The organism is Chitinophaga nivalis (genome assembly GCF_025989125.1).
Taxonomy (GTDB): domain Bacteria; phylum Bacteroidota; class Bacteroidia; order Chitinophagales; family Chitinophagaceae; genus Chitinophaga; species Chitinophaga nivalis.
Genome location: NZ_JAPDNR010000001.1, coordinates 2,015,531 through 2,030,586, shown reverse-complemented (window position 1 = coordinate 2,030,586; position 15,056 = coordinate 2,015,531). Strand labels below are relative to the sequence as shown.

General features: G+C 47.8%; 12 protein-coding genes. 1 reads left to right on the top strand and 11 read right to left on the bottom strand.

All coding sequences use genetic code 11. The features are described 5' to 3' along the window. Positions 1-150: 150 nt before the first annotated feature. From OL444_RS08330 to OL444_RS08285, 10 genes are all read right to left on the bottom strand, one after another. A complete protein-coding gene (locus tag OL444_RS08330; RefSeq protein ID WP_264733679.1) occupies positions 151-1,140 on the bottom strand; it encodes a zinc metalloprotease in 990 nt (329 codons plus the stop codon). A 186-nt stretch (positions 1,141-1,326) separates the two neighbouring features. Further along, the gene (gene hisG / locus OL444_RS08325; protein WP_264733680.1) at positions 1,327-1,983 is read right to left on the bottom strand and encodes an ATP phosphoribosyltransferase; all 657 of its coding nucleotides are present in this window, start codon (positions 1,981-1,983) and stop codon (positions 1,327-1,329) included. A 4-nt stretch (positions 1,984-1,987) separates the two neighbouring features. Next, positions 1,988-2,509, bottom strand: a complete 522-nt coding sequence (locus tag OL444_RS08320; RefSeq protein WP_264733681.1) for a DEAD/DEAH box helicase family protein — start codon at positions 2,507-2,509, stop codon at positions 1,988-1,990. 20 nt (positions 2,510-2,529) lie between these two features. Next, positions 2,530-2,850, bottom strand: coding sequence for a hypothetical protein (locus OL444_RS08315; protein WP_264733682.1), 321 nt, complete (start codon positions 2,848-2,850; stop codon positions 2,530-2,532). Positions 2,851-2,865: 15 nt separating this feature from the next. Next, complete coding sequence (locus OL444_RS08310; RefSeq protein ID WP_264733683.1) at positions 2,866-3,900, bottom strand: phosphoribosylaminoimidazolesuccinocarboxamide synthase; 1,035 nt, start codon at positions 3,898-3,900, stop codon at positions 2,866-2,868. A 38-nt stretch (positions 3,901-3,938) separates the two neighbouring features. Next, a complete protein-coding gene (locus tag OL444_RS08305; RefSeq protein WP_264733684.1) occupies positions 3,939-5,363 on the bottom strand; it encodes a hypothetical protein in 1,425 nt (474 codons plus the stop codon). A gap of 385 nt (positions 5,364-5,748) precedes the next feature. Beyond that, a complete protein-coding gene (locus tag OL444_RS08300) occupies positions 5,749-6,408 on the bottom strand; it encodes a class I SAM-dependent methyltransferase (protein WP_264733685.1) in 660 nt (219 codons plus the stop codon). 57 nt (positions 6,409-6,465) lie between these two features. Then, positions 6,466-7,854, bottom strand: coding sequence for an efflux transporter outer membrane subunit (locus tag OL444_RS08295; protein WP_264733686.1), 1,389 nt, complete (start codon positions 7,852-7,854; stop codon positions 6,466-6,468). Between the two features lie 10 nt (positions 7,855-7,864). Continuing rightward, positions 7,865-11,035, bottom strand: a complete 3,171-nt coding sequence (locus tag OL444_RS08290) for an efflux RND transporter permease subunit (protein WP_264733687.1) — start codon at positions 11,033-11,035, stop codon at positions 7,865-7,867. Between the two features lie 50 nt (positions 11,036-11,085). Then, a complete protein-coding gene (locus OL444_RS08285; protein WP_264733688.1) occupies positions 11,086-12,237 on the bottom strand; it encodes an efflux RND transporter periplasmic adaptor subunit in 1,152 nt (383 codons plus the stop codon). A gap of 280 nt (positions 12,238-12,517) precedes the next feature. Between OL444_RS08285 and OL444_RS08280 the strand changes: the two genes are divergently transcribed. Then, on the top strand, positions 12,518-13,147 hold the full coding sequence (locus tag OL444_RS08280; RefSeq protein ID WP_264733689.1) for a helix-turn-helix transcriptional regulator: 630 nt from the start codon (positions 12,518-12,520) through the stop codon (positions 13,145-13,147). Positions 13,148-13,222: 75 nt separating this feature from the next. Here the strand turns inward: OL444_RS08280 and OL444_RS08275 are convergent, their stop codons facing one another. Next, positions 13,223-15,043, bottom strand: coding sequence for a SusD/RagB family nutrient-binding outer membrane lipoprotein (locus OL444_RS08275; RefSeq protein ID WP_264733690.1), 1,821 nt, complete (start codon positions 15,041-15,043; stop codon positions 13,223-13,225). Between the last annotated feature and the right edge of the window lie 13 nt (positions 15,044-15,056).

Genomic DNA, 15,056 nt, shown 5'->3' with positions numbered 1-15,056 from the left:
GCCAAACACAGGTATGTGGCTGTGCGTGCAACACAGCCTTGCCGTATACCTGACAGGCAGGCATAAAAGTATATCCGGCACCGTTATGATACCTGTTTTCGGAATAATATGATTACTACTGAAAATCTCCCCCGGAATGAGGGCAGATAACTAGTGGGCGAATCCGTTACGGCCGCCGCCAGGCAGGAATGTCGCATCTATCCTGGTCTTCTGGCCTTGTGTGAACATTGCCATACAGGCATCATCTGTGTAATCCATGAAATTCATGGTCATTTCAATAGGCGTGCCGGTGCAGGTACTCCGATGCGGATAAGCCGGGCAGCCGTAGTTGGCGGTATTATGCCGGGGGGTATCTCCTACCAGGTCATCGCCGCAATTGGCATCACCCCATATATGGCGTAAATTAAGCCAGTGACCCACTTCGTGTGTAGCGGTTCTGCCCAGGGCAAAAGGAGCAGCTGCTGTACCGTTGGTACCAAAGCAATCATAGGCTATTACAACACCATCTGTAGCAGGGCTACCACCAGGGAATTGCGCATAGCCAATTACACCGCCGCTGATACCACCAACTACCCAGATATTCAATACAGAATCCGGCGTAGTAGGATTGATACCGCCCTGGCTGCTTTTTTTCATGGCGTCGTTGGTACCCCAGGTGGTTACTGTTGTAGACTTACGTACAACATTCTTTAACCTGAAATGCACGCCTACAGCTGCTTTAACGGCATCAAAAATAGGTGGCAATGTATTATATTGGGAATTCAGTCCGTTGAAATCCTGATTCAGCGCAGTAATCTGGGACTCTACCTGACTAAGCGCTACATTTTGGGCTGTGGTGCGGTATAAAATATTTACAACTACCGGAATTTCAATACTTCCATCCGGCAGTAAACGGAAGAGTGCTCTGTTACGTGTAACCTCTTCCGTTAGTTTTTCAATGTTTTGCATACGCTGTGCCAGCGTAGGATCATCCAACAGTTGTTGTTTCAGTACTTCACCGGTAGCACAGCGGCGTACTTTCCCCGCAGGGGCTTCCTGATTACTATCCGGCGAAGGTTGATCTGTATTGGACTTATCCTGTTTGGAGCAGGCAGACAGGCACAGCGCTCCAATAAATAAAAGGTGGGCAATTTTTTTCATTTGTTTGCAGATTTTGGTGACTCATATACCTATCTCAGAAGTAAAATTCCGGGGGAGAAATAGGGATAGGTAATGGAGAAACGGGTTTTACAGCATAAAAATAAGGCATCGTGCTGCTGATGACACACAGTGAAAGCAATCACTCACCCAAGTGATAAGCCTATATCATCCTTATCCGGGGCCGTATTAGCCATTTATAGGAGCCGTTTTTTTCAGGTAGTAGGCTAACCGTTCACGGGTAACGGTATCATGCGTACGTAACCACATTTCATGACTCAGCCACGCAATGGTATCCAGCTCGCGGAATCCCATCCGGCGGATAGTGCGGCCGGTTTCAATCACATCTACAATAGCATCGGTTATTTTCAGAAAGAGTGCCGCTTCATGCGAACCTTCCATGAGGAGTATCTCAGCTGTAAGTGGCAAAGCAGTGATATACCGGCGGGTGATATTTTCAAATTTTGTGCAGATGTTTTTTATGTCCGGGAGATGCATATCCGGTGAGGCAATTAGGGATAACCTGCATTCCTGCAAGGGCAGCTTCCAGGCACAGCTGAGGGCATCCGCCTGGTATTCACTAAACCATACGGAACTGCCAATCGCTACATCAATATGTCCTTGCTGCAATAACCAGGGCATATCCCGGCTACGTACAGCCATCAACGTTAATTGTCCGGACTCATCCTGATAAACCGGCACCTCTCCTTTTAAAAAGCTTTGATAACCGGGTGTTTCATCCGTATGAATATAGTCCAGGGATTCGTAAAACCCCCTCCCTTTCCCGATGGCAATGGTGAGGGGCTTTACTGTTTTATGGGAAATATGATTGTGATCTTCATACATGTTTTTACAGATTAGTGGCCCATTGCACCAACATATCCAGACATTGCGCTACGTCATGCTGATCCGTTCTGAGAATATGGGCACCATACTGATGCGCCAGGTCATAATATTGTTGCATATACCCTTCATGATAAGCCCGGTCGAATATTGCTTCATCTCTTTCTCCCAACCGCAGCAGTGTAGCGGGCATGCCGGCATAACACAAGGTAGTGGCAGGTAGCGGAAACCATTCATCCCGGTAAGCAGCTGGTATAAGTGTAAAGACAGTCATCCAATGCCTGTCGAACACCAATACACGGGCATCATGCTGTGCTGCTGCATCCCGGATAGCCATCAAACCTATCCGGGATACTTCCTGGTAATGATGCTGCTCCGCCTGGGTAATCAGAGAGGTACCTGTTGCGCCGCCGAAAGGACGTACATATACACCGCCCAGTTTTTCGGCCAGCAAGCCCGCCAGGGTAGTTTTGCCGGCGCCATCATGCCCGTCTATTGCCAGTATCAATGATTGTTGGGGATTACGCATATGTTACTGTGATGCTTTAATTATTTTGCATACAGTTGTACACTGCCATCCTTTTTATCTACTTTAACCGCATAAAGTCCACCTTCGCCATTGCTGACTTTCAGTGCTTTCCGGGCAGCAATATTCAGTTTCAGCAAGCCACGTGCGGAAGCCTTTTTGGAAGGTTGTTTTTCCTTTGCAGGCGTAAACAGGATTACCTTTTTATCTTCCACGGCGAAACCAATACGTTTGCCCTGTCCTTTCTTAAACTTAAGCTGCTCGCGGGCAGCAGGCGGAAGGGTAATGACTCCTTTCGGGGAGATCTTCCGGCTTTCCAGATTTTCTTTGAATACAGTAGTCATCTCTTTTGTTTTATATTAATGAAAGATCAATGAATAAGCTTTTTCATAATTCTCATATAGCTTTTCCGGCGCAGCCCCCCTTCTCCACAAATCCTTATCCATAGATTCAGATTGGTCTATGTTATTACTGTTCCAGCGCATACGCATACAGTCAGGACTGATTTCACTATAGATCATTTTTCCGGACCGGTCAATAAAGATGCACATATCAATCAGGGTGATACCTGCCTGGAAAAACATCGCTTCCAGCCACATAAAAGTATTTCGGGCCATCTCTTTGGCGAAGGTGACATCCCGGATCCAGAGTGCGGCATAATCATCAGAAATGGGCTCGTCTGCCAGGCGGCGCTGTTCTTCATCCATCAAAGGATGCCGCCAGTCGAAACACACTACCGGATCTTCAAAACGGGTCCACTTTACGATAGGCGCCTCATCCCGCCGGGTAGAAGGATACTTGCCGGTATACAGGTACCGGTGTACCGGTGAGCCTATATGAAAACGTTTGATACGGGTTTCTATATTACATACATCTACCAGCCGCTGCACTACAAACAACCCTTGTTCATGGGTAATTTCAGCCAGGAAAGCGCTGGCAGGCCGGTAAGGGATACCTGTATGCAGCAAGGCCATCTTCCGGTATAAAGCCGAAGTAAACCGGATACGGATATCATCGGTACCGGCAGCAGATCCATATCGGTTATGGGTATACGAATAAACAGTAGGTTTGAATTTTTCGATCACTACTTTATCCGTCCAGTATTTAATAATCTTACTTTCTCCTTCTACCAGCAATGGCAGGGCATCAAAGTTAAAAGGCAGGTGTTGCAGGATCAGCTCTATCACAGGTTCATGTCCCGGGTGATCCACCAGGATACAATTGTGACCTGCAGGCGCTGTAAAAGTATCATACAGCTCCAGGCAGGTAACATAACCACTTGTGCCGGCAGCTGCTTCTTCGATGGAAAATCCCAGCGAACGTAATTCCTGTATGGCACGCGTAACATCTTCCCGGTGAAGGCCACTGCAATGATTGATAATACCTGTATCCATAGTGTGCGAATTAAAACGGGGGTAAATAATATGCCTGCCTATTGCAAAAAGGCGGGTATGTCTGCTGCTTCCGGCTCAAAGGCTGCATATACCTTATTTAACACATACAGCAGCTGTAAAGTAGCGCCGTAGGCATTTGAAATCGCTTTCCAGGCCTGGCCGTTCATACACAAAGCCACCTGTTCATCGATATCGTAATCCAGTGTTGCTTTCGTCCATTTATTAATCAGTACTTTATTGATAGGTTCCTGCATAGCCGCCCGCATACCTTTCACAATGTGCATGGGTATTTTTATAAAGTACTGATACAGGTTGGACTTGCTTTCCAATCCGAAATGCGTGCCTTCTTTTGCCAGGAAGGCGGCCATCCCCAGCAATTGCCGCATGCGCACATAACCAAAGCTGAAATTCCGGTAGATAAGATCTGTCCGGCGTTTTACCGGGATCGTGGCTGCTCCGTACAGGCATAATACATTCTCATCCAGGTTATCGCCGCTAAGCGATTGAAAGCCGTAAAAATCCGTTTCGTCATATACACTGATGTTGATATCTACCCCATTGTGCTTCGGATCTTTACCATTAAGACAACATAAAGCGGTGTGCGAATCCTTCACATACAGGATCACGTCAAAATCAGCAAATACTTCACTGGTAACGGAAGACCCATATACGAAAACAGCTTTCAGGTTATCTCCCAGTTGCTCCCTCAACCAGGGCACAAAGCCAAACCGCTGCTGCTGTGCGGCATTCAGCACACTTTCCTGGATAGTTACCGGTGTAGTATATACGTCGCTGCTCAGTTCATTCAGGAGGCGGCCATACATTTTTTTAATGGCACTGATCCGTTCAAAGGCATCCAGCGTGGTGTGGCTACCATAGTGTATGACAAATTCCTGCAGCGCTTCCCGGCTGATGGTGGTAATACCCAGCGATGCCAGGTAATAGGAAGCCTGCCAGAGGCGGTCCAGCTTACTTTGTATGGTGGCTTCGGTATATCGTTGTTGTATAATGGCTGCACTGAGGGTGCATCCGGCCAGGAACAGCAATGACTGCAGGTAATACCTGTTGGAAGCCACGGGAGTATCGTATGCCGGCGCAAGTGCTACAGCATACGGTTGCAGCCCTTGTATAAAGCGGATATATTTTTCGCCGGCATCCGGCTGCCGGCTTTCTGCCACAAATCGTTCATAAAACAGGGGATGAAATAACGACGACAGCTCCAGCAGCTTCTTACTGACAGGTCTGGCATTCGCCAGGTTATGGGTACCGGCAAGGGTGAAGAAAGTCAGGAGTTCGGGCTCGTCCAGGTCTTCACTGAAAAGGATAAACGTAAATACGGAATTATCCCGTTCCCGCCAGCTGTCGGGCATTTTAACAACGCGGTAGTCGATATACTTATCCCTGAATACTGAAAATATAGCGGCGATATCTACCGGTGGTAGTATGTAATCTTGCTCTTCCAAAATGGGACTTTTGATAACAATAATTGTATATAACAGCAAGACCTGTATGGTTTGCTATCGTTATCTCACGTTAGAATAAAATGACAAGCTATATCATAGCGGACAGTTATAACATTTGAGGAAAACAACTATAAATAAGTATATAATAAAGGGAAGCATTGTTTAAGCAGGCGAGAACAACAAAACCGGTGCAATTGGGATAGATGATTATTTTGCTTATCTTTTATAACGAAGCTGCTACTGATCTTAAACAACCTTACTAAAGTTAACAAAATATTCATGAATCAGCAAACTTTTCCCCACAGGCGGTAGCGATACCAATACTTCCACCATTACCACCGACTATCCATGATTCGTTTTTCTTCCTGGGAAGACCGTCAAAACCTTATTTCAGCTCCAATACACAGCCCTGCAGGTAATACTGTTTACGGAAGGAAGCAGTTTCTTTAAAGCCCGCGTCCAGCCATTGTTGTTTGCATTGAGGATTGGCATACAGGATTTTCAGCGGGCGGGGTTGTCGTTCCAGGCTTTCGGCTACCTTTCCGATAAAGGCCGTTGTTACCTCCGCATCAAAGGGGTTAAATAAAAAAATGACACCCACCGTTTCCGGGATGTCATAGTAACGGGCATTCATACACGTAATTGTAAGGGACAGATCCGGATATTGCGTACGCAACACTGTACCTATGGCCATCGCATCCCGGCAAAGCCGTGCGGAAAAGTCAAAGCCGGCAATCTCTTTAAATCCGTAAGCGGCGGCCATCGCCAGTACCCGGCCTTTCCCGCACCCCACATCCAGGAAAGCGGTACGCAGGTCTGCAGGTTCCAGGTGGTTCAACAACCAGGTGGCGGTATAGTAATTCACTGGTTCATATACACTGGCATGCGCCAGATCGTCGGCAGGCACCTCTCCGGTCAGGTTATCCACCCCCATGGTCTGAATACCATATTGCTTCTCTCCACGGATCTCGTGTTTCAGAATAAAACAGGCCAGGCTGAAACCCCAATGCCACCAGATGTAAAGGAAATAACGCAGCTGCTTCATAGAGGGTCCAAAAATACCGGACTGCCGGTACAAAACCAAACAGTCCGGGTATAAGCCTTACTGCCAGCCTCCACCTAACGACCGGTACAACACAATAACAGCCTGCCATTGCTGCAACCGGTCTGTAATATCACCTATCCTGGCGGCCAGCAAACTTTGTTCAGATGTCAGCACATCTGTATAGTTGGTGGCCGTACTGTATCGTAACAACTCTTTGGTAAAATCAACCGACTTTTCCAGTGCCTGCAGCTGCATCACACGGGAACGTTGTTTTTCTTTCGCAGTCTCATACGCATACAAAGCGTTAGATACCTCTTCTCCGGCTGTTAACAGCGATTGCCGGAACCGGTAGCCGGCTTCCTCCTGTTTAGCCCGGGCAGTGGCTAAACGCGCCTTATTCAGCCCTTTATTAAAGATGGGCTGGGTAACCCCTGCGGCAATATTGCCGAACAATCCCAGCGAAGAAAACCAATCTTTGAAATTAAAAGTGGAAAAACCTCCTGCCGCTGTAATATTCAGCGACGGATAAAAATACGTACGGGCAACGTTCGTGTTTTCAAAAGCTACCCGGAAGGCATATTCCGCCTGTTGTACATCCGGCCGGTATTGCAACAGCTGCGCCGGTACACCGGTATGCAACGTCGCCGGCAGCGATTGTTCCGCCAATACCGCCCGACGGATCATGCCGGAAGGTTGCGCCAATAAAATACCCAGGGCATTTTCGGTTTCCCGGATTTGCTTTTTCATATCAGGGATAGCTACTGCGGCGGCATATTGATTGGCTTCACTTTGTACCACGGCAGCACCGTTGACCACATTCGCCGCTTTCAGTTCCTTCATAGCCGTTACATCTGCCTGCCGGTTTATCAGTGTTTTCTCCAGTACCGCCAACTGTTCATCCAGTGCCAGCAAAGTGTAGTAGTTATTGGCAATGTCGGCCACCAGCTGTGTTTGCACCGCCCTGCGGGCAGCTTCACTTTGCAGCAATCCTGCCAGCGCAGCACGTTTGGCACTGCGGATCTTTCCCCAGATATCTGCTTCCCAGCCGGCAGTTAATCCGATATCGTATTGTGTGGCGTTTTCAAACAGCCCAAAACTCTGTGCCGTAGCAAACCGGGATTGCTTAATCCCTGCATTTCCATTGATATCCGGCCAGAAAGCGGCTTTACTGCTTCGCAATGCAGCCTTGGCGGCGTCAATGCGGGTAATGGCTATTTTCAGATCCAGGTTCTCCCGTAGACCGGTTGTAATCAGGTGTTGCAGCAACGTATCTGCAAACAAAGACTGCCAGGGCCGGCTGGCCAGTGTAACCGTATCCGTTACTGTCTGATCCCGGTACAGGTTGGCAGCAGGACCTTCCGGCTGCTTATAGGTATGGGTAACCCGGCAGGCGGCCAGCGTAGTAACCACCATCAACAATAACAGTCCTTTATAATGATGTAACATGAATAAATATTTAAGCATAATTTTCAATAATTCCCGCTTCCTTTTTTGATGATTTCGCTAACACCGGAGCACCGCTAATCCGCTCCTGTAAAGCCTGGAAGAGTACAAACAGCGCAGGAATCACCAATACGCCGAACAACGTTCCTATCAGCATCCCACCTACGGCAGCAGTACCGATAGAGCGGTTGCTCAAGGCGCCTGCGCCATTCGCCATCATCAGCGGCAACAAACCGAAAATGAACGCAAAAGAAGTCATCAGAATCGGGCGGAAACGGGCCTTCGCGCCTGCAATGGCAGCTTGTATCAGGTTACGTCCCTGCAAACGGTGCAACAACGCAAACTCTACTATCAGGATGGCATTCTTGGCCAGCAAACCAATCAGCATAATGAGACTGATCTGCAGGAAAATGTTATTATCTACCCCAAAGATCCGTGCAAACAGAAACGCGCCAGCCAGCCCTATTGGCAATGATAACAATACAGAAAAAGGCAGGATATAGCTTTTGTATTGAGCACTCAGCAGGAAGTAAATGAACACCAGACACAATACAAATATCAATACCGTCTGATTACCGCTGGACAACTCTTCCCGCGTTAAGCCGTAGAAGTCATACGTATAGCCTCTTGGCAATGTTTCTTTGGCAACCTCCTGAATCGCCCGGATGGCATCTCCGGAACTGAATCCGGGTTTAGGCAATCCGGTAACGGAGGCGGAAGTAGACAGGTTAAAACGGTTGATAAATTCCGGTCCGTATACTTTCCGCAGGGTGACAAATTCAGAGATCGGCGCCATGGTATTACGGCTGTTACGCACATATACTTTATCAAATGCCGCGAGGTTGGACCTGTCGGCGGTAGCTGCCTGTATCATCACCCGGTATTGTTTACCGAAGCGGTTAAAGTCGGATGCATATACCCCACCGAAGTAACCTTGTAACGTATTCAGCACGGTATTCACCGGTACGCCGGCTTCTTTACATTTGGCGACATTTACCACCACTTCATACCGCGGGAAGTTAATATTATAGGGAGTAGCCGCATACATGATCTCCGGGCGCTTATTCAGGGCACCCATAAATTTGCCGATCACTTCCTCAAACTTTTTCAGATCCCCACCGGTTTTATCCTGTAGCTGAAATTCAAAACCATTGTTATTACCAAATCCCTGTAAGGTGGGCGCTGCAAAGAAGATAATGTTCGCGCCTTTGATATGCGCCGTTCGCGCAAACAGTTGCTGTAACACACTGTTGATGTCCTGGCCTTTCTTTTTCCTTTCCTGCCAGTGTTTCAGCCGGATAAAGACAGAGCCGTATGAACCACCGAAGCCGCTGATCAGGTCCATACCGGCTACGGTAGATGACAATTCCACTTCCGGAATAGCCAGGGCAATGCTGTCGATTTCTTTCAGGACTTCCGTGGTACGTCCTAATGTAGATGCAGGCGGCAGGATCACATTCCCGTAAATAGCCCCTGCATCTTCATTAGGCACAAAACCAGTCGGTGTTGTTTTGACAAGAAAATAAAAGATACCGGAGAAAAGCGCAATACTACCCAGGGCCAGCCATTTTCTTCTGATCAGCCAGCGTACCCCACGCATATATTTTGCACCAACAGCATCGAAGGCGGTATTGAAACCGGCATAAAACCGGGGTAAAAATCCTTTAGGCGCCTGCTGTTCCTGGTGCGGATGCGGTTTCAGTAACAACGCACACAAAGCAGGACTCAGCGTCAGCGCATTCACAGCAGAAATGATGATGGATACGGCCAGCGTTAGCCCAAACTGTTTGTAAAACACGCCGGCAGATCCGGTGATGAAAGTTACCGGTACAAACACGGCCGACATCACCAGGGTAATAGATACAATGGCGGTACTGATTTCACTCATGGCATGCAGGGTGGCCTTCTTCGCAGACTTCGCCCCCTGGTCCAGTTTGGCGTGCACCGCTTCTACCACCACAATGGCATCATCTACCACAATCCCGATCGCCAGTACCAATGCAAATAAAGTAAGCAGGTTGATGGTAAACCCGAACAGTTTCAGGAAGAAGAAGGTACCTACGATGGCTACTGGCACTGCCAGTGCAGGTATCAGCGTAGAACGTAAATCCTGCAGGAAGATGAACACCACAATAAACACCAGTATAAAGGCTTCTATGATGGTATGAATCAGTTTCTCTACGGATGCATCCAGAAATTCATTGGCATTCAGAAAAGGACCGTATTTCACACCCGGCGGAAAATTGGCGGAAGCTTTGGTGATAATGGCTTCACACTGTTTGATCAGGTCGTGGGCATTGGAACCCGCCGACTGGTTGATGGCCACATACACGGCCTGATATCCCTGAGCGGTAGTCGTAGTCGTATAGGTTAACGCGCCCATTTCTACCTCCGCAATATCTTTCAAACGCAGGATTTGCCCCTGGGTACCGCCCCGCACAATAATATCCCCGAACTGGGTGGCGTTCTCCAGCCGGCCGGTATATTTCAGGGTATATTGAAAAGCTTCGTTGCTGTTTTCTCCGATTTTACCGGGCGCCGCTTCGATGTTCTGTTCTGCCAGCGCAGCAATCACGTCATCCGGAATCAGGCCATAGCTGGCCATCTTCTCCGGTTTTAGCCAGATGCGCATACTATAATCCTGCGCACCGTATACCATCGCATCACCTACCCCTTCAATACGTTTGAGATCCGGCACAATGTTAATACGGAGGTAGTTGTACAGGAACTTCTGGTCATACGCTTTGTTTTCACTGTACAACAGGAAGCTCAATACTTCACTGCTTTGTTTCTTGGTAGTGGTAATCCCTTCCCGGATAACAGTAGCCGGTAACAGGCTGGTAGCCTTGGTGACACGGTTCTGTACATTCACGGCTGCCAGATCCGGATCGGTACCTTGTTTAAAATTAATGGTAATAGTAGCACTCCCATCGTTGCTGGCTTTGGAGGTCATATAGGTCATGTGCTCCACGCCGTTGATCTGTTCTTCCAACGGTATAATCACACTCTTCATCACAACATCTGAGTTGGCGCCCTGATAGGAAGCAGTTACTTCAACAGTCGGAGGGGCAATCTCCGGATATTGGGTAATGGGTAAAGACATTAATCCCAGTAAACCCAGTATTACTATGATGATAGATATAACGGTAGACAATACCGGATTCTCTATAAATTTCTTTAGCATAATCGAAAATATTTTCCGCGTAAATGAAATGCCATGGCAGTTTGCCAGGATTAATGACGGAGCTTCACAGCACCAGCGATCACAGGTTGAATGGTGGTACCATCCTGCAGGGAACCTATCCCGTCTGCGACGACACGGTCGCCTGTTTTCAATCCGGCGCTGATAACGTAGTAATCCGGTGTTGCCGCCTGCTCCGGCATCACTTCCGTACTTTTCACCACATTGTTTTTATCTACGGTAAACACAAAGTATTTGCCCTGTAATTCGTAGGTAGCCTTTTTAGGTATCAGCAAGGCTGCTGTATGCTGCTGCGGAATACGCACCACGGCACTGCCTCCGCTTCGGATCAGGCCTGCAGGATTGGGGAACGTAGCCCGGAAATTCACGGTACCGGTTTCTGTATTGATTAATCCGCTGATGGTTTCCAGCCGGCCCTTTTCATCGTATTCCACACCATTGGAAAGTATCAGGGTAACAGGTGGCAGCTGACTCAGTTTTTCTTTCATGGTATTACCTTTATATCCCTGCAAAAAGTCCAGGAACTGTTTCTCATTAAAAGAGAAATAGGCATACACACTGGAGATATTGGATAACGTTGTTAACGGTTGCGGTGAAGTACTGCTTACCAGGCTCCCGATTTTATAGGGGATGGTACCAATCACACCATCTGCCGGACTGGTGATGGTAGTATATCCTAAATTGGTCTGTGCATTGGCCAGGCTGGCCTGTGCCTGCGCCAGTTCCGCTTCTTTGGCTTGCAGCGTAAACTGTAACGCTTCCAGTTCATAGTTGCTGATAATTTCTTTCTGCACCAGCGGCGTTACTTTTTTCACCTGCATTTTTGCCGTGGCTACTTCGGCTGCCGCACGTTTGATCGCTGCTGTAGCCGTGCGTACTTCCTGCTCGTATTGTGGTGCATGAATACGGAATAACAATTGCCCTTTTTTCACGGCAGCGCCTTCGTCTACCAGCTGCTGTAAAATATAGCCATCCACCTTCGGACGGATCTCAATATTCTGTTGCCCTTGAATAGCCGCCGGATAATCGGCATGCAGCATCACTTCCTGCTGGGCAATCGTAATAACCGGGTAATTGGCCGGGGCGGTAGCCGCTGCAGCCGGGGCCGCATTATTCTTACAGGCAGTGGCCAACAACAGCCATGCGGAAGCACAAAGAATCAGGACAGGTGTATTTTTTTTCATGGTATTTTTTTTCAATGACATAAACCCGGACATACCGGCATAGCAATCCCCCGCCGCTGTATTTTTCTTTTTTCAGCAGTAACTATATTTTAAAAAAGCATGTATGGAGTAGCATGCAGGAAAAGTAATTTTCCTGCATTAGCCAACATACCTGTCAGCAGCTATGTTGGTGATTGTTATCTGGTATGTCCGTTATTTTATTATCAGCGCTATTAACTTTAATTTACAGCCACAAAATTATTACATTTGCCTAATAAACCAAATAAATACTTTCTTTATTATGAATAATAGGATGGCGGACTACGATGAGGCGGTATGGATATTGAAGCACCAGGGGCCGCTGCCATTATCTGCATTGGCGAAAGCATTGAAAATAACCGTTGTGGGCGTACGGCTTAAACTGCTGAAACTGAGCAGTGAAGGCCTGGTAGAAGCCACTACCATTGCGAAAGGCCGTGGCAGGCCCCAGCAAATCTGGGCATTGACAAGCCTGGGCCATGCCCAGTTTTCGGATAACCATGCGGATCTCACAGTGAAGCTGATCACAACCATGCGGGAAGCATTGGGCGAAGAAGCCGTACAGGCAGTCATTACTGCCAATGAAAAAAAGATGATCCATAAATACCAGGAAGCGCTGAGAGATTGTTCCGGGCTGGAAAATAAATTAGGCAAACTGGCGGAAATACGCAGCCATGATGGCTATATGGCTGCCTATAAAAAAGAAGACGCGGGTTATCTGCTCATCGAAAACCACTGCCCGATCTGCGCGGCGGCACAGGCCTGTCAGGGCTTCTGCAAATCTGAACTCAATACCTTCCAGACAGTATTGGGCGAAAACGTACAAATCAAACGGATAGATCACATACTGGCCGGCGCCAGAAGATGCGCCTATCAGATATCCGAAAAATAAAAAAACGCCTCCCGGAACCGCCACGAAGTATTTTCGTATAGGGCTTACCGGGAGGCGTTGTCTATGTGGTAAAGTTTATTTCATATCCCACCAGATACGTCCTCTTGTATCCAGTCGATCCACACCATAATCAGGATCTTTTGCTTTCATATCATCAATAGCTTTATCCAGGTTAGGCCCCATCTGTGTAGACGTGATCTGCAACACAGCCCTGCGCGGAATTTTCAGGTACTGCGATCCGGTATATAATGTCTCCAGGTAAGCAATACCCGATCCATCTCCTATCTTATTCGGTCCTGCCGGATTAAAGGTTTCCTGCTGTGGATAACCCGTACGTTTCCACATCGCCCAGGCTTCTTCCGGCTCCGTTAAAAAGTTTACCCATGCCTGTGAATAAACACTGGTCAGTCCATTATAGGGATAACGGGTCAGGAAGTCGCCCAGCTGGGCATCGGCTGCCCCTGGCGTATTCTGTGAAATCCCCAGGGCTTTGTAGTAGTCAAAGGAAGCGGTTACCCCTGCTTCATACCAGGCCGCCGCTGACTTACCAAAACCATTGCCGCCTTTGGCCGCTATTTCAGCCATCATAAAGCAGGTTTCTGCATAGTTCAGTAACGATGTACGCATTTTGATGGTATTACCATCCACCACAGTTTCATCTTTATGTAATGTCGGATTATTGGCTTTAAAACCACCATTCTTTACAAACAGGCGGGTTTGAATCAGCGATATAAAACTCAGTGTTCTGGAAGCGGTCTTATCTCCGTCCTTAATGGTAAACTGTTTTGTTTTAGGCTGTCCTTCCCAACCGTATGCGGCGCCATTGGAAGCACTGAACACATGTTTTCCCCAATAGCGGGAGGAATTCACCAGCGGATCATTTAAGAGCGCTTTGGATTCCGGTATTCCTTTTTCCTGTATATCCTTATAAGCCTGGTAATTATCTCCCCAGTCATTGCGACGTACCATCAGCGGCAAACGCGGATCTCTGGTGGATTTCAGGAAGGTCACAAACGGATAGGCCGCTACGTATACATTCTGTATCTGATCCAGGTCATCCACATTATTATTCCAGTCCTGTACATTGCTGTAACCAAAAGAACCGGCATTATTGGCAATAATCATAGACTGGTAATTGGTCGCAATATCCTGCAATACCGCCTGCAGATGCGCCGGATTCCGCTTTTCAAAACGCTGGGCAATTTTAATACGCAACGTATTGGTAAACCGCAACCAGTTTTCCATATTACCATTGTAGAAGAAATCCTGTTTGGATAGATTCACCTGTCCGGTATACTTCGCCCGCAATACATCTGCAGCATCGCGGAGTTGTTTGTCGAAAACCTGGTAAGCCTGCCAGTTGTAATCATATACGGGCAACGGGAATGCAGTCACATTAAACGCCTGCGAATAAGGCATCGCACCGTAGATATCCATCACTTTCCAGGCATCGTAGGTAAACATAATCCGGCAGATGGCAGCCAGCTCCCGGTAAGTAGACCGCCGGCCCTCTTCTTTGATGGCATTGATCTGATCCAGCAGACGCGCACAATCCCTGCCGATGGAATTGTAGAAGTCGAAATACAGGGCGCCGCTACTACCCGGATCCGGAAAGGTGGTTTTCTGGTCATCACAATAGGGTTGTTCCATATCCGCCTTATCTACGTTATCAGACACAATGTATTGCATGTAACGCAGGGTGGTACGGTATTTATTCATCAGCTGACTACGTCCCGGCAGTGAGTAGTTTAAGGTAGCGCTGGTAAACAGAAACTCAGGCCGGGTTTCATTCAGCTGATTAGGATCGGTATTGATTTCCTGCATCTCTTTTTTACAGGACTGCGCCAGGGTACCTGCCATCAGCAATCCTAACGCTATCGTATATATGTTTTTCATTTGATTATTGCTT

Coding starts and splice junctions, on each gene's coding strand:
- OL444_RS08295 (WP_264733686.1), bottom strand. CDS start 7,854: ATGTTACATCATTATAAAGGACTGTTATTGTTGATGGTGGTTACTACG.
- OL444_RS08280 (WP_264733689.1), top strand. CDS start 12,518: ATGAATAATAGGATGGCGGACTACGATGAGGCGGTATGGATATTGAAG.
- OL444_RS08310 (WP_264733683.1), bottom strand. CDS start 3,900: ATGGATACAGGTATTATCAATCATTGCAGTGGCCTTCACCGGGAAGAT.
- OL444_RS08320 (WP_264733681.1), bottom strand. CDS start 2,509: ATGCGTAATCCCCAACAATCATTGATACTGGCAATAGACGGGCATGAT.
- OL444_RS08290 (WP_264733687.1), bottom strand. CDS start 11,035: ATGCTAAAGAAATTTATAGAGAATCCGGTATTGTCTACCGTTATATCT.
- OL444_RS08300 (WP_264733685.1), bottom strand. CDS start 6,408: ATGAAGCAGCTGCGTTATTTCCTTTACATCTGGTGGCATTGGGGTTTC.
- OL444_RS08275 (WP_264733690.1), bottom strand. CDS start 15,043: ATGAAAAACATATATACGATAGCGTTAGGATTGCTGATGGCAGGTACC.
- hisG (WP_264733680.1), bottom strand. CDS start 1,983: ATGTATGAAGATCACAATCATATTTCCCATAAAACAGTAAAGCCCCTC.
- OL444_RS08315 (WP_264733682.1), bottom strand. CDS start 2,850: ATGACTACTGTATTCAAAGAAAATCTGGAAAGCCGGAAGATCTCCCCG.
- OL444_RS08285 (WP_264733688.1), bottom strand. CDS start 12,237: ATGAAAAAAAATACACCTGTCCTGATTCTTTGTGCTTCCGCATGGCTG.
- OL444_RS08330 (WP_264733679.1), bottom strand. CDS start 1,140: ATGAAAAAAATTGCCCACCTTTTATTTATTGGAGCGCTGTGCCTGTCT.